This window comes from Mycobacterium gordonae, assembly GCF_017086405.1.
Taxonomy (GTDB): Bacteria; Actinomycetota; Actinomycetes; order Mycobacteriales; family Mycobacteriaceae; genus Mycobacterium; species Mycobacterium gordonae_D.
This window is the reverse complement of record NZ_CP070973.1, coordinates 4,356,496-4,380,027: the sequence shown is the minus strand read 5'-3', so window position 1 is coordinate 4,380,027 and position 23,532 is coordinate 4,356,496. Positions and strand designations below refer to the sequence as shown.

17 protein-coding genes and 2 pseudogenes are annotated in these 23,532 nt (G+C 66.0%); 9 read left to right on the top strand and 10 right to left on the bottom strand.

Annotation, left to right across the window (positions count from 1 at the left end; all coding sequences use genetic code 11):
* Positions 1-32 precede the first annotated feature (32 nt).
* The 5 genes and pseudogenes from JX552_RS18705 to JX552_RS18685 all read right to left on the bottom strand — a co-directional run bounded on the left by JX552_RS18705 (position 33) and on the right by JX552_RS18685 (position 8,190).
* Positions 33-2,820: pseudogene (locus JX552_RS18705) on the bottom strand (helix-turn-helix transcriptional regulator).
* Between the two features lie 132 nt (positions 2,821-2,952).
* Positions 2,953-3,618 (bottom strand): nitroreductase, encoded by a 666-nt coding sequence (locus JX552_RS18700; RefSeq protein WP_205878538.1) that lies wholly within the window; start codon positions 3,616-3,618, stop codon positions 2,953-2,955.
* A 17-nt stretch (positions 3,619-3,635) separates the two neighbouring features.
* Positions 3,636-4,394 (bottom strand): SDR family oxidoreductase, encoded by a 759-nt coding sequence (locus JX552_RS18695; RefSeq protein WP_205873458.1) that lies wholly within the window; start codon positions 4,392-4,394, stop codon positions 3,636-3,638.
* A 60-nt stretch (positions 4,395-4,454) separates the two neighbouring features.
* Complete coding sequence (locus JX552_RS18690) at positions 4,455-5,369, bottom strand: MBL fold metallo-hydrolase (RefSeq protein ID WP_205873457.1); 915 nt, start codon at positions 5,367-5,369, stop codon at positions 4,455-4,457.
* 187 nt (positions 5,370-5,556) lie between these two features.
* On the bottom strand, positions 5,557-8,190 hold the full coding sequence (locus tag JX552_RS18685) for an FAD/NAD(P)-binding protein (RefSeq protein ID WP_205873456.1): 2,634 nt from the start codon (positions 8,188-8,190) through the stop codon (positions 5,557-5,559).
* Between the two features lie 375 nt (positions 8,191-8,565).
* Between JX552_RS18685 and JX552_RS18680 the strand changes: the two genes are divergently transcribed.
* On the top strand, positions 8,566-9,624 hold the full coding sequence (locus tag JX552_RS18680) for a phosphotransferase family protein (RefSeq protein WP_205873455.1): 1,059 nt from the start codon (positions 8,566-8,568) through the stop codon (positions 9,622-9,624).
* A gap of 39 nt (positions 9,625-9,663) precedes the next feature.
* Positions 9,664-10,881 (top strand): acyl-CoA dehydrogenase family protein, encoded by a 1,218-nt coding sequence (locus tag JX552_RS18675; protein ID WP_205873454.1) that lies wholly within the window; start codon positions 9,664-9,666, stop codon positions 10,879-10,881.
* Positions 10,882-10,895: 14 nt separating this feature from the next.
* Here JX552_RS18675 and JX552_RS18670 read toward each other — a convergent pair whose 3' ends face one another.
* Positions 10,896-13,745: an AMP-binding protein gene (locus JX552_RS18670; RefSeq protein ID WP_205873453.1), complete on the bottom strand. Its 2,850-nt coding sequence runs from the start codon at positions 13,743-13,745 to the stop codon at positions 10,896-10,898.
* 686 nt (positions 13,746-14,431) lie between these two features.
* Here JX552_RS18670 and JX552_RS18665 point away from each other — a divergent pair.
* Complete coding sequence (locus tag JX552_RS18665; RefSeq protein WP_205873452.1) at positions 14,432-15,712, top strand: wax ester/triacylglycerol synthase domain-containing protein; 1,281 nt, start codon at positions 14,432-14,434, stop codon at positions 15,710-15,712.
* A gap of 15 nt (positions 15,713-15,727) precedes the next feature.
* Here JX552_RS18665 and JX552_RS18660 read toward each other — a convergent pair whose 3' ends face one another.
* From JX552_RS18660 to JX552_RS18650, 3 genes are read right to left on the bottom strand one after another with little or no spacing between them, the layout of a single operon-like run.
* Positions 15,728-16,261: a NifU family protein gene (locus JX552_RS18660; RefSeq protein ID WP_205873451.1), complete on the bottom strand. Its 534-nt coding sequence runs from the start codon at positions 16,259-16,261 to the stop codon at positions 15,728-15,730.
* A gap of 2 nt (positions 16,262-16,263) precedes the next feature.
* Complete coding sequence (gene feoB / locus JX552_RS18655) at positions 16,264-18,204, bottom strand: ferrous iron transporter B (protein WP_205873450.1); 1,941 nt, start codon at positions 18,202-18,204, stop codon at positions 16,264-16,266.
* A complete protein-coding gene (locus tag JX552_RS18650) occupies positions 18,201-18,566 on the bottom strand; it encodes a FeoA family protein (protein ID WP_241010614.1) in 366 nt (121 codons plus the stop codon). Before JX552_RS18650 ends, feoB begins: the two co-directional genes overlap by 4 nt.
* A gap of 93 nt (positions 18,567-18,659) precedes the next feature.
* On the opposite strand from JX552_RS18650, the gene JX552_RS18645 reads away from it, so the two are divergent.
* From JX552_RS18645 to JX552_RS18635, 3 genes are all read left to right on the top strand, one after another.
* Positions 18,660-19,709: an esterase/lipase family protein gene (locus tag JX552_RS18645; protein ID WP_205873449.1), complete on the top strand. Its 1,050-nt coding sequence runs from the start codon at positions 18,660-18,662 to the stop codon at positions 19,707-19,709.
* Positions 19,710-19,960: 251 nt separating this feature from the next.
* Positions 19,961-20,155 (top strand): hypothetical protein, encoded by a 195-nt coding sequence (locus JX552_RS18640; protein WP_205873448.1) that lies wholly within the window; start codon positions 19,961-19,963, stop codon positions 20,153-20,155.
* Between the two features lie 10 nt (positions 20,156-20,165).
* Entirely contained in the window at positions 20,166-21,290 is a 1,125-nt protein-coding gene (locus JX552_RS18635) for an epoxide hydrolase family protein (protein ID WP_205873447.1), read from the top strand.
* Positions 21,291-21,375: 85 nt separating this feature from the next.
* Here JX552_RS18635 and JX552_RS18630 read toward each other — a convergent pair.
* Positions 21,376-22,190 (bottom strand): annotated as a pseudogene (locus JX552_RS18630) (oxygenase MpaB family protein).
* Positions 22,191-22,269: 79 nt separating this feature from the next.
* On the opposite strand from JX552_RS18630, the gene JX552_RS18625 reads away from it, so the two are divergent.
* From JX552_RS18625 to JX552_RS18615, 3 genes are all read left to right on the top strand, one after another.
* A complete protein-coding gene (locus JX552_RS18625; RefSeq protein WP_205873445.1) occupies positions 22,270-22,476 on the top strand; it encodes a hypothetical protein in 207 nt (68 codons plus the stop codon).
* A 242-nt stretch (positions 22,477-22,718) separates the two neighbouring features.
* A complete protein-coding gene (locus tag JX552_RS18620) occupies positions 22,719-23,228 on the top strand; it encodes a nuclear transport factor 2 family protein (protein WP_277395994.1) in 510 nt (169 codons plus the stop codon).
* Between the two features lie 121 nt (positions 23,229-23,349).
* Positions 23,350-23,523, top strand: a complete 174-nt coding sequence (locus JX552_RS18615) for a hypothetical protein (protein WP_205873443.1) — start codon at positions 23,350-23,352, stop codon at positions 23,521-23,523.
* Positions 23,524-23,532: the final 9 nt, after the last annotated feature.

Below are 23,532 nucleotides of genomic sequence, written 5' to 3'. Positions count from 1 at the left end.
CAGGAGGCGATCGTCGAGGCGTTTCGTCGACCCTAGCTGGCCCACGACACGGTCCGGAGCTGCCTACGCGACGTAATCCCCAGCTTGACGAACACCTTCCTGAGATGCCATTCGACGGTGTGCGTGCTGATGAACAACTGCGCGCCGATCTCCTGATTCGTCAGCCCCTCCGCGCCCAATCGTGCGATCTGCGCTTCCTGCGCCGTCAGCTCATCTCCGGAGCGGAGGGGTTGCTTGCGCACTTTCTCACCGATGGCGACAAGTTCCCGGCGAGTCCGCTCCGCGAAGGCGTTCGCGCCCATTCGGGTAAACATCGAATGGGCCTCGGTGAGGTGTCGACGTGCATCGAGCCGCCGGTTCACCCGGCGCAGCCACTCCCCGTAGCGCAGATGGGTGCGAGCCAACTGTACGACGATGCTGGTGCGCTCCAAGCGTTCGATGGCTTCGGCGAAGAGCCCCTCGGCGTTCTGATCGTCGGCTATCAGGGCTCGCGCGCTCGCCAAAACACCTAGACCCCAGTCGGTTTCGCTGGCGCCAGCGCGAGCTGCGAGCTGACTTACGGCCGCGGCGGCCGTCTCTCGTTCGCCAGTGTGTGCCGCGGCTTCGATCAGTTCGATCAAGCACCATCCGTAGAAGCCGAGGTCTTCGTATTCACACGCCTGGCGACCGGCGGCGAATGCCTCCGTAGCGGCCGAGCCCGTTGTAGAGCAGAACCGCGGCATACCCAGCCAAGCCGAGCAGCCGGCCTTCGCCCCTGGCGATTCCCTCAGCGGAGGCTGCCTCGATCAAACCAACCGCATCTGATATCCCCTGCCAGGCAGTCAGTAGCAATGCGTCGTATTTGAACGGCGTGTAGCCGGTCGATGCGGTGATCGAGGCCGCCTCGTCGATAAGCGTTGCTGCAGCGGCGAATTCGCCCGCCAATACGTGGGCCCTCGCCCGGTATGCGAGCGCCCGCGGAAGGATAGCCAGGGCACCGGCCTGACGCGCTTGCCCGACGATGTCGGTAGCCAATTGACGGTAGATCGCGTCGTCCCACAGTTCGGCCGCGAAGGACTCCTGCACGACTGGGAAGGCCAACGACATCCAGCGCAGCGCCTGGCTGTCGTTTTGCCCCGTTTGGGTGCAGATGAGCTCCATCGCTGTACGCAGCACGGCGCCGCCGTCGTTGACGCCGCTCATGATTCGGTTGGTCACGCCGCTCAACAGCAGGTTCATCGGTTGATGCAGTTTCGGTGCCCGGTCAACCGCAGCGCGCGCCGTCTCGGCGGCCTTCGCCAGCGCGTCGAGTCCACCGAGTCGCCCGGCATACATGGCTGCGGCGAGCGCCTCGAAATAGGTCTCCCGGGCCAGTTCGTCGTCGAAGGTTTCCAGACTTCGGGCGGCGTCGAGCAGTTGCGCTGCGGGCTCGGCAAGTCGGGGCGCACCGCCACCACCTCCGCGGCTGCGGGCAAAGTCCATCTGGGCACGCAATCGAGCCACTTGGGCGCGCTGAAGGTCGGACAGCGGGCCTAGTTCGGCGATCGCAAGGAGTTCGTATGCGGCCTCGGCGGCCGCCGCATCGCCTTTGGCCTGTGCGGCAGCGATGGCCCTGGAACCGCGCCGGCCCGCATCCGATGTCAGCGCGGTTGCGCGCTCCAAGAATGCCGCTGCCGCGGCTATGCCGCCCCTGCTCTGCGCTCGGGCCGCTGAGGTTTCCAGTTCCGTGGCAACCGCATCATCGGGTCCCGCCGCGCCGTTCGCGGCGTGCCAAGCCCGACGGTCGGGGTCGGATTGCGGATCCGTCGCGTCGGCCAATGCGCGATGTACAGCTCTACGGTCAGAAAGGTCCGCGGCGCGGTAAGCGGCTGAGCGCATCAACGGGTGGTGAAAGCGCATGCGCGGACCGAATTCGATCAGTCCTTCGCTTTCGGCCGGCGCTAACGCGTCGACCGTGATGCCCAAAGTGGCTGCCGCACGCAAGAACAACGCAGCGTCGCCGACTGGCTCGGCCGCCGCGACCAACAGCAACCGTTGAGTGTCGGCCGGAAGAGACTTGATCCGATGCACAAAGCTTTCCTCCAGCTGTCCCGCCGAGCGGTGCGCGGCCAGATTCCCGAAGCCGCCAGCAAGCTCTGCCGCAGAGAGGTTTCGCGGCATCTCGAGCAATGCCAACGGAATGCCCCTCGTCTCGGCGACGATGCGGTCACGCACCCGCTCGTCGATCCGCGCGGGCATGACCCTGTCCAGCAGATCGCGGGCCTCTCGGTCAGACAAGCCGCTGAGCGCGAGTTCCGGCAAGCCGGCCAATGGTGATGCGCCGCCATCGCGGACGGCAAAGACCAACGCCACGGGCTCGGCCAAGAGACGCCGCGCGACGAAGGCGAGTGTCTGCACCGACACCTGGTCGAGCCACTGTGCATCGTCGATGATGCACAGCAGGGGTTGGTCGTCGGCGGCGGCGGCCATCAGGCTCAGTACGGCCAATCCGACCAGGAAACGGTCGGGCGCCGGTCCGACACCGCGGCCAAAGGCTACGTTCAGCGCCTCGCGCTGCGGCTGGGGCAATTCATCGAATCGATCCATCAGCGGCGCGCACAGCTGCTGCAGGCCGGCGAATGCGAGCTCCATGTCCGACTCCACACCTGCCACCTGGACACAGCGGAACCTCGACGCGAGCGCTGACACGTACCTCAGCAAGGCGGTCTTGCCGACCCCCGCTTCGCCGCGAAGAACCAAAACTTGATGGCTTCCTGACTGGACCGTCGCGACCATGCCGCGCAGCGTCCCGCATTCGGCGGCGCGGCCGCTCAGACGTTGTTCCCGCCCCTGGCTCGACATAGTCACCATTGCGTCCGGTCCCAGTGGCCCCCACCCGGTTTGCTGTTGGCGAATGGCGGCTGGTCCGAACCTGATGCTAGCGAGCGCTCCGGCTGCGGTCGAGGGGTGCAGCCGGCAACCGTCGACGCAGCGCTAACCCTGAATGAACGTGACGGTCTCGTCGAGCGGCGCACGTCCGGTACGCGCGTAACCGATTGTCGGGTCCTCATACCCGATGGACATGCCACAGAAGAGGATGCGCCCGTCGGGGGGTGACACCACCTCGGCAACGGATTTGCGAGTTTGGGACCACGCCATCTGCGGGCAGCTGTGCAAGCCCTCGGCGCGCAGCAGCAGCATCACGGTTTGCAGGTACATACCGAGGTCTGCCCATTGGGGAAGGCCCATATCGCGATCGATGTAACAGAATAGGGCGGCGGGTGCGCCGAAACAGTCCCAGTTCGCGATCGCGGCGCGCTGACGAGCCTCCAAGTCCTCGCGTGCAATGCCGAGTGCACCGTAGCGTTGTTTGGCGAAGGCGGCCCGGCGATCACGATAGGGCGGCTTCAAATCCGTTGGGTACATTTCGAACTCGCGCTCGTCCCAGGGGTCGCCCGCCCCCACGCGATGCACTGCAAGCATTTTGAGCTGCATCAGCGGAGCACCGGTCAGAACGTAGATGTGCCACGGTTGGAGGTTCGATCCCGACGGGGACCAAGCCGCGGCGGAAAGAACACGCTCCAGCACCTCTGTTGGGACGGGCTGATCGGTGAACCCGCGCACCGCTCGTCGGCTCGTGACCGCCTCGTAAACGTCCATTGTCGACATCGCTTCGGCTATCCTTTCGCGGCCGTTTCGAGAATCCAGTCCTCCAACCTGGTTTCGAACAGATTCGCGCCGTCATCGGGAACAAGCGTGCGCTCTTGGATTTCGGCGTACCAATACCGCGCGGCGGGATCGGCGAGGACTTCGCGAGCATCTCCGTGGGCGGTCAATACCGTCCGAATGAGATCGGGCATGCGATACGCCTGGGGCCCGCCCACTTCGCTGATGCCGTTCATCGGCGCACTGACCGCTGCGATGGCAACCGCTTCGGCGACGTCGGCCGCGGCCATTGGCTGAATAAAGGCCGACGGCAGCCGCACCGTGTTCCCCTCGGTAGCGGAGTCGGCAATGAAGTTGAGAAACTCATAGAACTGCGTTGCGTGCACGATCGAGTAAGGAATCGGCCCCGCAGTGATGAGATCTTCCTGCGCCTGCTTGGCTTGGAAGTAACCGTTCTGCGGCGCAAGACAATCGGTGCCCACCACGGACAGCGCAACATGATGCCTAACACCGGCTTGGGCCTCGGCCGCCAGCAAGTTCGTTGTCGCACTATTGAAGAATTCCATCGCTGCGGCGTCCTCGAACGACGGCGAGTTCGATACGTCGGCGACCACCGATGCGCCGGTCAGCGCATCGGACAAGCCCTCGCCGGTCACGGCGTTCACACCAGTCGATGGAGCTGCAGCGACGGCATCATGACCGCGTTCAGCCAAGGCCTGCACGACTTTTGACCCGATCAGGCCGGTTCCCCCGATTACGACGATTCTCATGGTGACCCTTCCTTGCTGATGCGCGCGGTGAGCATTTTCGCGCAGTTGTTCGACCCGGGGTCAGTACACCCAGACAGCCGGTACGCAGCGAAAAGCGTTGCCGACGGCGGCCACCCGGCAGACGGACGGGAATGGCAGGTGAGTGGCAACCAGAGACTCGCCGGTCGCCGCTATCTCCTGCAAGAGACGAATCCGAACGCGCGCCGCCTCCTCGGGGTCGTGTTCGAAGCCGTTCTGCCACTCTGGTTGGTCGAACCCGACCTGGAACACGGCGTCACCGGCGAACGTCAGTCGGTCGTCGCCGGACGCCAGACGGACCACGCTGTGCCCGGGGGTGTGACCGCCGGTGCGGCAGACGACTACTCCCGGTGCCACCTCGTACTCGGTCTCGAACGGCTGCAGGTGGCTGCGGTATTCGTCCAAGAACCGCGAGGCCGCCGATCGAAGTGCCTCCGGCATCCCCGCCGGCATGGCGGTGCGGGAGAAATCGGGCGCCGTCCAGAACTCGGCCTCGGCGGTCGCGAGGTGGATTCGCAGGTCCGGCCGTAGCCGGGCCTTTAGTCCGTCGGTGAGCAGCCCTCCGATGTGGTCCATGTGCAAGTGGGTTAGCACCACGTCAGTCACGGATGCTGGATCGACACCCGCGGCCTCCAGTCGGTGAACGGTTTGCCCGGCTCGCGGGAAGTCCGGGAATTCCGCTCCCAGCCCAGCGTCGACGAGGATGGTCCGGTCGCCGCTTCGTACCACGACCACGTTCAGCGGCCACTCGAGCAGGTCCGACGGCAAGAACATGTCGTCCAGCCAGCTCGCCAGGTCGGTGGCGTCGGCGTTGGTGGCCATCGTCGCGGTTGGTATCGGTAGCACCCCGTCGCTGATTACCAACACCTCGATGTCGCCGACCTGCACCGCGTAGCGCGACGGAACCAACTCGTCGAGTCCTGGCCTAGCAAGGTTCGAAATGTTGTCCAGGCTCATGTTCTTCTCCTTTGGACCGTTCCCGGATGCGTTTCCGGTCCAGATCAGCCTCGCGGCCCGGACTGCGAGCCGAACCCTTGAAAGTTCGTAGTCCGCAGTTCGTGATCCGTGGCCGATCCCGGCGAAATATTCGAGCCAGGGCCGACGGTCAGCACTCGCAGATCGTTCTGGCCGATGCCCGCGAGGCTCAGTTCACGGCGCCGCGGGTTACCTGCGGACCGGGCGCGGCGCGGTGCCGCGACAACAGGCGCGCTGCCTGACCCGGTGCGCCGAGCTGGAGCATCGCGGCCAGAGCCGTTTCGAGGACCACTTCCTGTTGCACACGGCTGCCGCCGATCGAGGGGAGCCCCGGGAGCGATTCGAGGAGATGGTCAAGCGCGGAGCGCAGCTCACCCCCCGTCAACGCAATCAGGCCTTCACCGATCAGGCGCAACGTCGTCGCCTGTTCCTCGGTCGCGCCGGGGACACTGATCGCGCGGATCGCGGCCGGGTCATTCGCCGCAGCCAAAAGAAGCAGCGCGTGAAACGCGATGAACGGTGTTTTCGGCGCATAGGCAAGGGATCCGACCTCTGCCAGTACCGGCATCGGATCCGGCGGAGTCACCCAGTCCGGGTGCATCCGCGCCCGCCAGGCAAGGGAACCGGCATCAACCAGACAGCGCACGTCGCGGGAGTGGGGCGGCGCGAGAGACGATGCATACCGACGCGCCGCCGCAGCGGCGTTGCCCATTGCCAGTTCGTGCAGCGCGGCGTGCCACTGGAAGTGCGGGAGGTAACGCTGCGTGCTGCCCGACCCGGCGATCCATTCCGTCAGCCACTTCAATCCGGCTCCGTGCGCGTCGGTCTCGTAGTGCACGTGGGACAGCGCGTGCGCGGCGTTGCCGTTGCCTGGATCGAGGTCGAGCGCGGCATCAGCGAGATCGGCTGCGTCGTACCAGAGGCCCTGTTCGGTTCGCCCGAACGCGCGTAACCCCAGATACCACGGCGCCTCGCCGTGCACACCGGTGAACCGCTCGACGTACTGCCACGCGTCCGGCAAGGCATCGCCAGCCCCTGCGAACGCAATCGACGGTGCGAGCACCAGCAATGCGACCGCGTCATCCGGCACGCGGCCGAGATGGTCGATGAGTGCTTCGGTGCCTGCGGCGTTTCCCTTCTCGCACCACGTGGCAATCGCTTCCACGTGGCTGCGGTCCTCGTCGCTGCCATGTGCCAGCGCCGCCCGCGCTCGGGCCAGATGGCCGTTGACAGCGTCGGGACCGCCTGCCCGGTCGGGACGTTCCGTCGCGATCATCGCCAGCGCGACGTGTGCACGCGGGTGCCGCGGATTCTCCGCGATCGCGGCGGCGAAAGCTACCGATGCACCGTCCTGGACGGCCAGCAAGCGACGCACACCCTCGGCGTAAAAGGCATCGGCACCGGTCACTTTCGGGGTGGTCGGGATTTGGCGGGGGGCCCTTATCGGATGGTCGGGCGTATCGTCGGCGAGCAGTTGCGCTACGCCGGCTGCTTGGGCGCGGATCTCGGGGATTGCGGTGGTCTCCCACTCCTCACCCTGGCGGATCGCCCCGATGCACACGACGCCTCGGACCGTGGCGCCGGCCTCGTCGATGAGGTGGCCGTGCGTATCCAGGCGAACGCCGAGTCCGCACGGGTGCATCGAAGCGACACCCGAAGCCAGCAGGTTGCCCCACAGGGCCGAGCGTTGCAGCGATCGCCGATCCCACGCAGTCCCGGTTGCGACCACCACCGCGTCACCGCGTCGACGAACTGATCCTTCGCTTGTCGTGACGACCAGTTCGACGCCACTTCCGCGCAGCGATACATCAGCCACTTCGCCCGCTTCGATGATCAATTGGCCACTGCTGGTCGCGGATTCGATCGCGCCGGCGGTTGTAGGCGGCATGCGGTGGCGCAGGACCTCCCAATGCCGCAAGTCCTCGCGCAGGAAGCGGCGTTGGTCCTCCCAACCCAGCGAGCGCCACAGCCGAGCCGTGCGCGGCCGCACTCCGTCGATCACCTGTCGCCAGTTCAATCCGGCTCCGCGAGCGTGTGCGAGATCCGCACCGAGGGCCGCGCGCACCTGCTCCAGAGTGTTCGCGTCACCGAGCGCATCGAGGTGAGGCACCTCTGTCGGCGGGCCTACGTCGCGGAATCGATGCGGGAGCGCGCCATGGCGGGACAGCATTGTGACCTTGGCGCCGCGAGCGACCAGATGCAGCGCAACGTCGATGCCCGAGAGTCCGGAACCAATTACCAAGACGTTCTGCGGCCGACGCGAACCAAGAGCCGCGAGCGCGCTGGGCGCCCAGGGATCCACCACAACGATGCCGTCAGTGCCGGTGGCCAGCACCGGGGCGAAGGCGCGTTCCAACGAATCGGGCAGGCCACCTTCGGGGCGACCGGACGCGAGCACTACGGCGTCCGCCGATACCGAACGTCCATCCTTCAGCTTCACCTGTGCTGACTGGCCGGGTACCAATCCGACCACCTCGGCAGTCTCGATCCGGACATCGGCGCCCGCCAGTTGATCCCGCAGGTAGCGGCCGTACGCAAGACGCGGCGCGAAGCTCTCCGCCGGCGTGACAGCTCGCTCGTCCAGCCAACGGCAGAAGTGGTCGGGATCCTCCGGCCAGGCCGACATGCGATGCGCGGGAACATTCAGCAAGTGGGTCGGGTCGCTGGTGCCATAGGCTGCGCCGGTGCCGGGACGGCCGGACGCGTCGATCAGCGTGATCTGCGCTTCTGGTTTTTTCCGGCGCAGATGTACCGCGGCGAGCACCCCCGCAGCGCCCCCACCCACGATCGCGACGCGGGTCATAGCGGAAGGGTATCCCTTCGCGGTCGGTTGGGGGACCACATTCAGGCGACGCATGAGCATGGTGCGCTCCAAGGTCCTCGGGGCGACGACAGCGCCGCCATCGCCGCGCCAGGGGAAGCATTGGGAGGCAAAGGCTTTGGGGATACCGACTCGGCGTCGCTGATCACCGTCGTCTTCGCGGGTGCGGTTGGCCCAACAGGCGGGCCACTGTCACCGACACCCAAACTTCGTCGAACTGGCTGAGCGTCTCGCCTCGGCGAGCGCTGAACGCCTCGGGCGGCGTGTCAGCCCGATCGGCGTCGTACGTAGTGTCCCTATGACGTGACCTGCCTCGAAGGAGCCCGATGACCGTACGCCAGGATCAGAGTGTCGCCGGTGCCGCGCTTTAAGGAGCAGAACTTCCGCGCCGACTGCTCACCCCAGAACTGGCGAGCGTTGAGCGTCTGGCTGGGTGGCCGCGGGATGGTGCTCGACGCCGATGAGCCCCGCCAGTTCGCAAACGGTCTGGCCAATCTGAATTACCTCATCTCGGTCGACGGACGACCCGTGGTGTTACGGCGGCCACCGGGTGGGCAACTGGCCGAGGGCGCCAGTGACATGGCGCGCGAATTCCGGGTACTGAGTCGACTGCACGCGTATTACCGCCGCGCGCCCCGAGCAATTGCCTTCTGTGACGACGCCTCAGTATTGGGCAGCCCCTTTCAGCTGATCGAATACCGGCCCGGCGCAGTGGTGTCCGACACCGTCCCCGAGCAACTTGCCGGCGTTCCCAACGGCCGGCTTGCCGACGAGTTCGTGACCGCCCTCGCAGAGCTGCACTCGATCGACCTCGAGACCCATCCCGACCTCGGCGAGCTCGGCCGGCCCGGCGGATTCATCGCGCGACAGATCGCCGGCTGGAACCGGCGGGCACACAACGCGTTCGGCGGGTCACCGCCGGCGACGGCCGATCACATCGTCACCTGGCTGGGCACCGCTGCACCGGAACCGTCGATCAAACCCACTGTGCTGCACTCCGATTTCAAGTTCGACAACGTGATCTTCGATGCGACGGGCGCGGCTGCCGCTGTGATCGATTGGGACATGTCGACGCTGGGCGACCCTCTCTTCGATCTCGGCGTCACCCTGTCGTACTGGGCGCAAGCAGACGACGCGGACGTCATTCGCGACCTCGGCTTGGCTCCGTCATTGGAGCCGGGTTTCCCGGACCGAAAAGCGCTTGCGGCGAAGTACTTCGCCGCGGCAGGACGCAAACCGGTGCCGGTGGGTTTCTACCTGGCATTGGGCCGGCTCCGGCTCGCGATCGCCTGGCAGCAGTTGTTCGTTCTGCATCAAAGCGGGGCGCTCGTCGGTCCGAAGTACGCCGCCTTCAACCGCGTTGCGACGTCGGTCTTAACGGTGACCGCGGATTCCCTTTCGACAGAAGACATTTGATTTTCCAGCACCCACTATCCAGAGGAAGAGGACGGCTCCGTGATCGATTTCTCCGTACCCCCGGAACTGACCGCACTCGGCGAGCGAGTCCGCAGATTCGTCATCGACACGATCGTCCCCTACGAGCGCGATCCGCGCCTCACTCAGCACGGCCCCAACGACGACTTGCGGCAGGAGCTCATCGAGTTGGCCCGCAAAGAAGGGCTGCTGACCCCGCAGGCGTCGCCGCGATTCGGGGGTAGAGGCATCTCTCACATCGAGCAGTCGGTGATCTACGAGGCGGCCGGGTGGTCCACGCTCGGACCCGTCGCGATGAACTGCGCCGCGCCGGACGAGGGCAACATGTTCCTGCTCGGCAAACTGACGACCGACGAGCAGGCCGACGTCTTCCTGAAACCCGTACTCGACGGCGCGGTCCGATCGGTGTTCGCGATGACCGAGCCCGGCGGGGCCGGCTCGGACCCGTCGCAACTTCTCACCGAGGCGCGACGCGACGGGGATTCATATGTCATCAGCGGCCGGAAGTGGCTCATCACGGGCGCCAACGGGGCAGGCACGTGGATTGTCATGGCGAACGTGGTAGGCGACGAAAGCCGTTCCGGACCAACGTTGTTCCTGGCCAAGGGCGACGACCCCGGCTCTGCAGGCATCGTCATCGAGCGGGTGATGAACTCCATGGACCGCAACTACGTCGAAGGACACGGCGTGGTCGTCTTCGACGACCTGCGGGTACCCGCGGCGAACGTGCTCGGCGAAGTCGGCGAGGCGATGCGGTACGCGCAGATGCGCTTGGCCCCGGCGCGTCTGACCCATGCCATGCGCTGGTTGGGTGCCGCCTCACGTGCCCAGCACATCGCCCTGGAGCATGCGAAGACCCGAACGGCGTTCGGCGCCCCGATCGTCGACCACCAGGGTGTCGGATTCCTGTTGGCGGACAACGAAATCGCGCTTACGCAGTGCCGTTTGGCGATCTGGTACACGGCCTGGGTTCTCGACCAGGGGCACAAGGGGCGACACGAGAGTTCGATCAGCAAGGCCTTCGTGTCGGAGGAGCTGTTCAAGGTCGTGGACCGTTGCATCCAGGTCATGGGTGGAATCGGCGTCACCGACGAAACACCGATCGCGATGATCTTCCGGGATATTCGTGGATTCCGGCTCTACGACGGGCCCACGGAGGTCCACAAGTACGCAATCATCCGGCGAATGCGCCACGTCGGGTCGGAGGCGGCGCGGGTGCCGGGATCTGACACCGTATGAGTTCGGACAATGGCTCATGCGCGAAGCCGGCGTCCCCAGCTCATCAGGCGTGTCGCCGGCGAATCCTTGACCACCGGCCTCTTTAGGCCGCGCGTGTCGACCAGCGGCTCCCCGGCGGCCGCGGCGATCACGTGCCGGACCGTGGTCCGCGCCGCGGCCAGCGCCGCCAGATCGGTTGGATCGCAATCGAGCCGGACCGCGGGCAGTACCTCGACCTCCAAGGCGGCGGGCCGGTAGGGCCGACCACCCATCACCTTGCGCGGGCCCCGCAGCGCCAGCGGGATGATCGGAACCCCTGTCGTGGCGGCCAGCTTGAAGGCGCCCAGCCGGAACGGATAGATGCCGGGTGTGTCACGGCGTTCGCCCTCCGGGAAAAGGTGGATCGATGCCCCCTCCGCCAACAACTCCGCCATGCGGTCGTATGACGTCAGTGACGACTCGGCCGAGCCCGGCTCGACGGCTATCACGCCCAACCGCCTGGCCAACACGCCCAACGGGCCGCCGAGCAGTCGCGCCTTGGCCGTCATCGTGACCGGCCGGTCGAGCGCCATGATCAGCAGCAGTGGGTCCAACTCCGTTGGATGATTGCTGACGTAGAGCGCCTGCCCGTCCGGCAGCCGGACCCCCTTGCGCCGAAACGAAATTCCGGTCGCAGCGAACAACAGCGCCAGCATCCGTCGGGTGATTCGCCAGGCGGTGGCCTGGCCGCGAAGGGGTGCCGTCACGACGGTGGTGATCAGCACGACCAACATCGTCATCACCGTGATGTAGGCACCGACGAGCACCTCCCGGCACCGGCCGGCCCGGCGCCAGCCCCGTGCAACCGCTCGCGCCGGCGTTGTGGTCAACGCGGTCAGGCTGCCGTCCAGATACGCCTGCCGGGTTTCCTGCCGCCGTAGCTTCCCGCTTGATGTCTTGAGCATGCTGCCGCGTCGGATCAGCACCACGTCGTCGAGCGAGGTACCGGTCGTCTCGACCACCGCAGCGCGGACCGATGCCTTCAGGCCGTGGCACCAGGTGAAATCGGTTGTGGTTTCGGTGGTTTCCAGGACCACCACAATCCCTTCGCCGGCGTCCCGCGACGGCACGCCGAACGCGATCACACACCCCTTGCGAACTCCGGTCAGTCGGCCCACCGCGTGCTCGATGTCCTGGGGGTGAAAGTTGCGCCCCGCCTTGATGATCAGATCCTTCACACGACCGGTGATGAACAGCTCCCCGTCGGCGAAGTAACCCAAATCTCCGGTGTCCAGCCAGCCGTCTATCAGCACAGCCGCCGTCGCTTCGGGTCTGCCGAAGTATCCGGACATCACCGATCTGCCCCGGACCAGGATGCGGCCCTCCCAGCGCTCGGGCAGCGGCCGTCGGTGCGCCGCGTCGACCACCCGGATCTGTTGCCCGCGGATCGGCACGCCAACGGACACGATGCTGCGCGCGGGCCGCCCGCGCTCGGCGGGCAGCGCGCAGCCCTCGGCCGCCAGCCGGGCGGCGTCGACGTGATCGACCCGCGGACCGTGCCGGCCGCCATGGGACAGGGCCACGCCGACGCACGACTCGGCGAGTCCATAGGCGGGCGCGATGGCGCTGCGGCGAAAACCGTACGGCTCGAAGCGTCGGCAGAATTCGTCGACGGAATTCGCGCGGATCGGCTCGGCTCCCAGGAACGCCAACTTGAGACTCGAAAGGTCAAGGCCGGCAACGTGATCGTCGGGGACACGCCGCGTCACGTGGTTGAGCGCGAAGGGGGTGGTCGCCACCGCCGCCGCCCGGAACCGGTCGATGGCCCACAGCCAGAGTGCCGGCTTGGTGAGAAAATCGACGGGCGAGATCAGAACGACCGACACTCCGGTGAACAGTCCCAGACCCATCCAGGTCCCGATGAGCCCGAAATCGTGATAAAGGGGCATCCAGGACACCACGGCGTCCGACGGGCGAAGGCCGGCGCGCACAACCGCGTCGCCGATCGCCTCGGTGTTCGCGATCAGGTTGGCGTGGGTCAGCGCGACGCCCTTGGGATCGCCGGTGCTACCCGAGGTGTACTGAATGAGCGCGAGTTCGGCGAGTGAGTCGACGCAGAACGGCTCCCGGCCTCGGCTGAGCGCAGACACTGCGGTGCAGCGGCGAATCGATGGTGTGGCCGCGCACAGCAGGTTCGCCGCGGCGGTGAACAGCGGGTCTGAGATGATGAGCGCCGTCCCGGCGCTGTGCAGAATCCGGCTCTGCCGGTTGACGTAGCCGTCCAGGTCGTCCAGACGGACGGGCGGATAGATCGGCACCGGGATCCCGCCCGCGCACAACGTCGCAACGAAGGCGACGAAGAAGTCGGGCCCGGTGAGCGCGAGAATCGCGACCCGCTCGCCGTGCACCAGGCCGAGCTCAGCCAATCCCGCGGCCGCGATTCCGGCTCGGTCCCAGAGCTCGGCGTAGGTCAGGGTCTGAACCTGTCCGTCCGGCCGGAGGAACCTCAGATGCGGGTGCGAGCCGTCCCGCTCGGCGCGCACTCGCAGGAGGTCAAGCAGTGTCGACGGCGCTGGCCGCAGCTCGGCCAGGCTCGTGATTGCCGGGGCGGGATTCGCCGGTCCGGGTGCCTGAGTGATCGGCACGCGGTCGATGAACGCTCCGGGCGCGTACTCGATGGCCTCGAGCAGGTCACGCGGCCGGCGACATCTGCCGATCGCATCGGAGGGCAGCTCGACCGCGTAGGCCCGGCTGACCCGTAGGAGCAGGTCGGCGAGTTCGATACTGCCGAGCCCGAGTCGCTCGGTGAAGTCGAAATCGAGGATGTCAGGGTCGTCGATCGGATCCAGCCCCGCGTCCCTGAGCACCCCGGCGAGCTCCTCGCGCAGACATTGGTCCGACCGCATCTTTTCGCACTCCTTTTTCGCGCGTTCTCAGCGCCGCAGAAGTATAAGGAGCGAACGCTGAATCGCGCGACGTCGCACTGCTAATAGAGCCATTATGATGTTGAAACTTTTCGAAGCGATGCCGCCGTTTCAGTTCCGTTTTCCGGGCCGGGCGCGGTGCGCCGATTGTCTCTTCCATGAAGTGATCCGATACCTGGTGCGCCATCCGATCGGGGGCGGTTTCAAAGCTGCAGAGGCGTTACCATTCAGAGTTCTTACCTGCGATTACTCGTTTTCATCCGGCTTCGCAGCGGCGGGCGCCGCGCCTCGGCGGAACGTGCTTTCATCGCAGGAAAGGGCTGCCATCGCGGTGCTGGCACGCCTGGTCGACCAGCCGACAAGGCGGCCAGCCTTGCGTCGAATGTCACACATTGTCACGAATTCTGTACATAAGACGTGACTGCTCACCTGACGAAACCATGCTCGGCGGCTAGGCTCCCGAGCAATCTGGCCATTGTGTAGCCATATTCGAACAGCGTAATACCCATTTATCGTTTGGGTCGTCATTACGAAGGATGAGGATGCAGACTCGGCGCGGACGCAACGCACGCCAGCGCAGTGGTAGGCCCGACTACCTCAATGCACGCGACGCCTTCGCCGTTTCCCGTCGCGGTCCGACCCAGAGTCTGCTGATTTCGACCCTCTTCATGGACCCAATCGCTGACGACTCGGTGTCTGCCTTCGAGCAGCTACGGGAACGGGTCCGCGCCCGGGCGCCACAGATTCCCCGGCTGACACAGCGCATTGTCACCACTCCCGGGGCCCTGGCCCCGCCCGCCTGGTTCGACGCGGAACTTTTCCATCTCGAGTACCACATACAGGCCAGACGAGTGGCCGGTGGCGGCATGTCAGAGTTGCTGCACGCGATCGAACATGCAACGCAACCGCTGGACCTGAGACTCCCGCCGTGGCGGATCCACGTCGTCGAAGGGTTCGACGACGGCAAGTGGGCCATCATCGTCCAGGTTCATCACGCTGTGGGCGACGGCACCGCCTGCATCGCGCTGTTCGGTGCGCTACTGTTGGACCTCGATTTCCTTGCGCCGCCAGAAGCGTTGCAGCCCAAAGTCTTTGCTCCACCAGCGCTGAGACTGCTGCGGCCGGGTCTGGCATGGCGGGGCCGTAGCCTCACGCAGCGCTCCAGATGCGCGCTGAACGTGATCCGCTCCCGTTCCAGTGCCCGGGGTGCGGCGCGCGATGTCGCGCGGTTGGCGACGCTCCTCTGGCGGGAATCGCGAAACAAATACCGGCCGGCGGGGATCAACGTGCGGCCAAGTGGTGACTGGGTGTGCCGTTTGACGTCCCGCCCGCTCGACGAGGTTCGCCTGCTGGCCCGTAGCATCCCGGGAGCGACGGTGAACACGGTGTATCTCGCGGCGGTGGCTCACGCGATCGACGGTGCGCTGCGCGCCGAAGGCATGCCGCTGCAAGCGCCACTGAAGATCGGGGTGCCGAAGAATCTGCGTCAGGACACCGCCCGGGTTTTCGTTGACTCATCAACGCAGACAGGGAATCTGGTTGTCACCGCACCCTGGTCACAGGACGACCCGCTGCAACTTCTCGGCGCGATCACCGATCGACTGCGCCACGCCTTGGCCTGCGATGAACCCGGCACCCGGGCAATGCTGGGCAAGGGTGGGGCGGTGCAGAAGTGGCCGCTGAAATGGAATGTCACCGCAACGCTCATGCACGGACCGCCCTGTGCTCCCGACAGCCTCGGCGGCCGCGTTGATCGACTGTTGCTCACCGCTCTGCCCGGCGGCACGAAAGGCATTGGGCTGATCGGGATCGTCTACGCCGACGTGCTGTCGATCTTTGTGGTGGCGGACAGGTCGCTGGCCGCGGTGGCCGACGGGGTGTGCAAAGGTGCGCAAGAGTGGTTCGACGCGCTGGCCAAGGCGGTCGCAGAAGTGGGTGCGCCGGTATGACGCGGGACGGCGTCGTTACTGCCCGCTGGATTTCCTGGACAGAGACAGCCACGTGCGCCGCGGCTTCGTCGCCTTGACCTCGCGGATCTGTGGGAAGCGGTCCTGCACGCTGCGGGTCACCAAGTCGCCCAGCGTGCGACCGCTCAGCGGGCAGCCCAGGCAGGCTCCGGTCAGTTCCACCGTGAGAACCCCGTCGCGCACCGAATGCACCTTGATCGCGCCCCCGTGGGCGGCGGCGATCGGCGACACATCCCGAGCCAGAATCTCCTCGATCTCGTCGCGCAACTCCTGTTGGCTCACGTCGGCGCCCTGAGCAGAAAGCGCATCGAACAGCGCCGAGCGCACCCGAGGTCCGTCGACCTGCCAGGATCGGTTGACGCCCAACCACGTTCGTACCTCGCCTGGGCCGACCTCGGCCCGCTCCAGCACACCCTGATCGATCAGCGCACCCAATTGCGGCGGAACGTCGGACAGTTGCCGGGTGCCAGTCAGCCACCGCACCAGACGTGGGTCGTCGGTGGCTTGCGGGTGCAGCAACGGAACCGACACGCTCAACCTGTCAACCACAGGGTGACGTGCCGGGCGGCGAACGCCGCCACCCACGCGAGCACGAACATGTATCCCCACGCCACCAGCGGCCACCGCCACGAATTGGTCTCGCGTCGCAGCGTGGCGATGGTGGACATGCATTGCAGGGCGTAGGCGAAGAACACCAGCAGTGCGATGATCGTCGGCGTCGTGAACACCAGCTCACCGTGGTGCGCGCCGGAGGTGAACACTGCCGAATGGGTGGCCGCGATCAGGTCACCAGAGGCGCCGGTGGCGAAGATCTGCCCCAGCGTTGCCACGAACACCTCGCGGGCGGCCATCGCCCCGATCAGGCCGACGCAGACGCGCCAGTCGAAACCCAGTGGCGCGAAGATGGGTTCGAGGATCCTGCCCAGGCCGGCGGCGAAGGAATGGTTGACGACGTAGGCCGTGGCCGCGGCCTGGTCCATGCCCGCGGTCTGTGCGGTGCGCACCGGCAGGTTGAGCAGAAACCACAGCACGACCGAGGTGCCCAGAATGATGGTTCCGGCCTTGCGCAGGAACACCTTTGCCGAATCCCACACGGTCATCACCACCGATTTGGCGGAGGGGAACCGATAGGGCGGCATCTCCATGTAGAAGGGCAGCAGATCGCCGCCGAGCACCACCGATTTGAACAGCCACGCGGTGAGCATCGCCGAGACGCCCCCCAGCAGGTACATGCCGAACATCACCACGCCCTGCATCGAGACCGGACCCCACCGGTCCTGCGGGCTGACCAGCATCCCGATCAACAGGATGTACACCGGCAGGCGCGCCGAACAGGTCATCAGTGGGGCTGCCATGCACGTGGCGAGCCGGTCTCGCGACGACGGAATGGTGCGGGTGGCCATGATCGCGGGCACCGCGCACGCCAGCGACGACAGCATGGCCACGAAGGCCCGGCCATCCAGGCCGGTGGTGGCCATGACGCGGTCCACCAGGAAAGCGGCGCGCGTCATGTAGCCAATGTTCTCCAGCAGCGAGATCAGCAAAAACATCAGCACGATCTGCGGAATGAACACCAGCACGGCGCCGACCCCGCCGATCAACCCGTGGCCGAGCAGGCCGGCGACCGCGGTATTGGTGACATTGTGGTCCACCACGGTGCCCAGCCAGCTGAAGGACTCCGCGATCGCGTCCTGCAGCGGTGCCGCCAACGTGAAGACGATCTGGAAGAACCCGAACATCACCGCGATGAAGAACACCGATCCCCAGACGGGGTGCAACAGCACGCGGTCGATTCGCGCGCTGCGGCGGTCGGGTTCGGGTGCCCGATAGCGGCCGGCATCCAGGATCGAGGCAATCCAGCCGTGGTACTCGGCGTCGTCCAATGGTGGTGGGATGGCGACGCGCTGCCAGCTCTGCGGCTCGGCCAGCAGCGCCCGCAGCGGCTCGAACCCTTTGCCTCGGCTGCCGATGACACCGACCACCGGAACTCCCAGTGCCGCGGCGAACCGCTCGGTGTCCAGCTGCCCGCCGCGGGCCGACAGTTCGTCTCCCATGGTGAGGATGACCATCGTGGGCTTACCCAGCGCCAGTACCTGGGAGACCAGCGACAGTGACCGCTCGAGGACCGTGACGTCGACCACCACGGCCAGGGCGTCGGGTGCGGGGATGTCTGGCAACTTCCCGTCCAGCAGGTCGGCGACCACCTGTTCGTCGGGGCTGACCGGGTGCAGGCTGTAACAGCCCGGGACGTCTTCGACGATGAACGTCTTGGTTTCGTGGTCGGTGCGCACCCGTCCGGTGCCGACCCGACGGGCGACGGTGACACCGGGATAGTTGCCGGTGCGCGCCCGCATCCCGGTCAGGTGGTTGAACACGGTGGTCTTGCCCGCGTTGGGGCTGCCGATCAGGGCGGTCCGGGTCAGACCGGGTGGCGCGGCGACCGTACCGCCTTCGTCATGGCAGGACGCGGTCATGGCGGTCCGGCGATCTCGATCTGGGCCGCTTCATGGCGGCGCAGGCAGGTGTCATAGCCCAACAGTCGATACACGGACGGGTCACCCAAGGGAGCGGTGCGCAGCTTGGTGACCCGAGTTCCAGGGCGAAAACCTAAGTGGCGCAAACGATTCGCCACATCCTCCGGGATAGTCGGATCGAACGCGACGATTTCGGCGCCGGCCCCGGGCGCCAGGTCGGCCAGCGTGCACCGTCCTTCCCGACCGGGTCGGGTTTCCGCCGCCGATCGCTCCAACCGGCTGTTAGGCATCGTGGGTACCTCCGGACTGCCGACACTGGCCAGGCGCTGGTGGTGGCAGTGATGAAGCAAGACTACCGACACTTAGGCTACCCTCACCAAGAAAGGGCCGGGTTGGCCTTGCCCGCGCAGCCGGAACTTCGGTCGGGGGCCGTCGCGGGTCTAGCATTCAGTCGCGTGCGACGAGTTCTGGTGCTGATCGCGGTAGTGGTGGCCGCCATGCTCGCGGGCTGCGGCAGCAAGAACGAGGCAACCGGCAAACGCCCGGCCGCACAAGCCGTGGTGATCGTGTCCGGCGGAGATGCGACCAGCCCGTTCACCACCCCCGACCAGGCGTGCGCGACCGGACTGGCCGCCGGCAACACCGACACCGCAATCCGCGAGTATCTGCTCAAGCAGGGTTACACCGTCTACACATCGCCGGCGATGGCCGGCCGTGGACAGGTGGTCGACCAAACCGGCTTCGGCCCGTTCGGGATCTGCCCGGTCACGCTTCCGGAGAACATGACCGTCGACTCCACCGGCAGCATCGACACCGCCGGTGAGCACCTCGCCCGGTTCCTCAACTACCTGCACACCGACAAGGGAGTCAACGACGTCGACTTCGTCGCCCACTCGATGGGCGGGCTGTATTCGCGCGCCGCGATCCGGGTGCTGGCGACCACCAGCGCGCCGGTGCACGTCCGCTCGCTGACCACGATCGGCACACCGTGGCAAGGGTCTTACCTTTCCGATTACGCCAACGGCATCGTTCCGTTGACCGACTGCCTGGGCGACACCTTCTGCGAGAACGCGATGAAGGGGTTCAAGGACGAAGTGCTGCGGCTGATGGCCGGTTCCGGCCGTGAGGTCAATCAGGCGTTCCTGATGGGCAAGAACGGGTGGAACCAGTTCCAGTCCGGTGTGCTGGACAAGATCCCGGTGGTGCTGATCGGCGGCAACAAATTCACCACGCCCGGCCCGGCGAACCCCGCGGTGTGGCCCAACGACGGTCTGGTGGCGCTACCAAGCGCGTTGGGCAAGGACGTCAGCGACCCGGTACTGCCACATCGGCGCTGTTACACCTTCGACGACACCCACAGCATCTATGTCTCCAACCAAGCCGGACTGGACTGGAATGCCGCGCTGACCTGGGACCCTCGTGTGTTGGACGTGGTGCGCAAAGCGATCGACGACGCGCCCAAGGCGCTCGACGCAGCCAATCGTGAAGGCTGCCCGGCTAGTTGAGGTTGACCGCCGATGACCGGCCCGGCACGGCGGAAGAGCCCTCTGTTTCGCGTGGCATTCGACGTGCTGCCCAGTCCCTGGCGGCGTGGCGAACCCGCGGGTGGCCGACGCGTCGGCACCGCCGCAGATTCGCGCCGATAGGGATGCGCCGTCGATCATGATCGGTGAAACGGTGCACCGACTTGCTGCCGGCGACCCGCTAGAAGCTCCCCTTTTGGACGTGTTTGCCCGGGTATGGCACGCTCGACACCGTGGGTGACCTACCGGGTTCTCAGAGCGACAGCGCAGCACGACAGACATCGGGGCCGCCGGTGCGACCGTTGTCGTCGGACCAGCAGCCGGCAACAAAGGCCGACCTGTATGCAGCGGTGGACGCGATGCGCGCCGACATGCGTGAACTCCTCGAGCAGATCAGCACGCTGATCAAGGACGCGACGCAAAAGTAGGGTCGAGCGGGTGAAGCCGTTTCGCATCGACATCTCCGCGGACGTCCTCGACGACCTGCACGCGCGACTGACGCGCACCCGGTGGCCGGAAGCTGAATGTGTCGACGACTGGAGCCAGGGCATTCCGCTGCGCTACACCCAGGATCTGGCCGCCTACTGGGCCGACTCCTACGACTGGCGGGTCCGCGAGGCGGCGCTGAACCGCTTCGACCACTTCGTAGACCAGTTCGACGGGCTCGACATCCATTTCATCCATCAGCGCTCGCCCCACGACGACGCCTTTCCGCTGTTGATCACCCACGGCTGGCCGGGCTCGATCGTGGAGTTCCACAAGGTGATCGAGCCGCTGACCAACCCCTCCGCCCACGGCGGACGCGCCGAGGACGCCTTCCACGTGGTGTGTCCGTCGCTGCCGGGTTACGGGTTCTCCGGCAAGCCCGGCCGCACCGGGTGGGGCGTGGAGAAGATAGCGCTGGTGTGGGAAGAGCTGATGACACGCCTCGGGTACGACCGCTACGGCGCCCAGGGCGGTGACTGGGGGGCGGCCGTGACCAGCCAGATCGGTCGCAATGGGGGCAACTGCGCGGCCATCCATCTGAACATGCCGCTGGGTATGCCCACAGCCGAGACGATGGCCGATCCCACCCCCGAAGAGCAAGCGACACTGGCGACGCTGGCCGAGCACCGCAAGAACGGCACCGGGTACTCCAAGCAGCAGTCGACGCGGCCGCAAACGGTGGGTTACGGACTGGTCGATTCCCCGGTGGGCCAACTGGCCTGGATCGTCGAGAAGTTTCAGGCATGGATGGACTGCGACGGGCACCCCGAGAACGTGCTGACCCGAGATGAATTGCTGGACAACGTGATGATGTACTGGGCGACCGGAACCGCGGCGTCCTCAGCGCGGTTGTACTGGGAGAGTTTCAAGAAGTGGGGCGACACCACCCGGGTCGAAATACCTACGGGCGTCGCGTCTTTCCCCAAGGAGATCCTGCGCGCGCCGCGTCGCTGGTGTGAGCCGAACTTCAACATCACCCACTGGACGACGATGCCGCGCGGCGGCCACTTCGCCGCGTTCGAGCAACCCGAGCTGTTCGTGGCGGACCTGAGGAAGTTCTTCGCGACGGTGCGCTGACTTGCCTTGGCGCCGAGGGGGAATCCGACTACGCGACACGGCGCGCGGGAGTCGTGAATGTCACGCTCGGCGGCACGGACGCCCGCTAGACCACACGCCAGCCGCGGCGTGCGCGAAACCTCATGTCCCACAGGTAAATCTGATAAACGAGGATCCAGGCGCGGTGTGGTATCAGCCGATCGGCCACCCGCAGCGCCGAGAGTAACAACTCGAACCGGACCTGCTGGGACTCCGACCAATCCAGCCGCATCATCGCCCGGAACTCCGGGCCCAGAAACCCAGTCGTCGCAAACAGGTTGAAAGGTCCGGCCAGCGTCCGCAACGGCCAGGGCAGAAACGCCATCGAGGCCACCCCGTGCAGGTGCTCCCGCACCGGCGGGTCGATCTGCAGTTCGTCCAACGAGCGCTTCCAGTACTCGTCGAACGCGACCCGGTCGGCCGGCCACATTCGTTCCGGCACCTGCAGGGTGGTACCCAGTCGCTTGGCGTCCTGGTAGACCGCGTCCGCGGCCGCATCGGGCAGCGGCCCGTAGAGGTACTCGTGCTGCTCCACGAAGTAGCGATACAAGCAGGCGGCGACCCACAGCTGCAACGCGGGATCGAAGGCGTGGTAGGCCACCGGGCTCGACGGCGTCGAGCGGACCTGGCGGTGGGCGACGCCTACCGCTTTCCGCATCAATGTGCGGTCGGATTCCGTACCGATGGTGGCCACCGCGAGGTAGGTACCCGTGGTGCGGGCCCGCTTGAACGGATGCTTGTAGACGTTGCCGCTGTCCACCGGGCTTTCCAGGACTCCGTACCCGACCCCGGGCCGGGCCAGCTGCATGATGACGTTGGCCGCCGGCAGCAACATCGCCGCGGGTTCAGCAGGTCGGCGACCCTGGTGACCCGCCGCTTCATTGCGGATCCTGGCTCATGCCATCGAGATTATCGGCGCTCGGCGCGGTTAGACCAGCCCGCAGTGGGCATCTCTGCGCGGATGAGTACCGATCCCGCACACCACGGCGGAACGCCGCCACCCCCTGACGGACCCAATCTCTCCCGCCAAGGCAAGTGGGGAGTCGCCCCGTCGACCAGCCCGCTGATGAGCCGGCCGCACAAGTTCAACCCGCGGCACACGATCGTGGGAATCTCGGTGGCCGTCCTCGTGGTCGTCGCACTGATAGTCCTGCTCGCGGTGTTCTAGCAGCGCCAAGCAGCGGAGCAGGTCACCCGCGCGGGCGCTGACACGGGTCTGAAAGCTCTGTGGCCGTCGTGGTCTCAGCGCGCAGGTATGCGCTACCCACGGTGGCGCGCCGCTCTAGACGCGTATTCGACAACTAAAGTTGACAGTAGGCAGCGCGGCCGCCTAACGTGATTAGGTCAATTTTGGTTGACGAAATATGCGACTGAGGGACTGTTTGGGCCCCTTGAGGGGACAGGGCGGACATGTTCGACGGACGACTGGCAGCAGGCGGCATCGATGCCGGCGATGCACACTTCGATGTCGCAGATCGACTCGCGGTCGCAAACTTGATGGGCGCCTACGCCTACACCTACGACCAGGATCGACTCGACGACTTTCGCGCACTGTTCACGGAATCACCGAAATTGGCGCTGTTGCATGAAGGGCGGGTGTTGTCGGAAGACATCAACATTGTGATGGCATTGCTGGCGGCCAGGAAATCAGCGTTCCGGGCCGAACGCAATAAAAGACGCCACGCGTTGAACTCGTTCTGGATTACCGGCCAAACCGCCAGCGAAGTGACGGGGCACTGCTACGTGCAAGTATTTGCGATTCGCGATGGGGGCCCGCCGGTAGCTGATCTGACGGGCAGCTATGAGTTCACGGCCGTCAAGCAGCAGGGTGTATGGCGGCTCGACCGGTGGGTTGTCACCGTGGACCAATTCACGGCCGGGCTGCCGGACGGTCGGAACTCCAGCAAGGGCAGCGCCTAGTGGACGACGAAATTTGAATCCATTTTCGCCGCCTCAATGCTCAAGCTGAGCCTTTCGGTCCATGTGATCGACTTCACCGCCAATTCCGATTAGGACGGGGCAAAAAGGGCACTTTGCACACATGTCGATCGAATCGCGGCCAGGGGGCCCCGACGCGCCGGCGGCCAGCCTGCCGAACCTGTTCCAGATCAGGCGCTCGCGGGCCGCGGTCGACTACGTCCCCGAGATGTGGTGGATGCTGGCGGCGCAGTTTCTCGTGCTGATCGCACTGCTCGTCGTCGTGGTGGTGCTCTAGCCGCCTGCC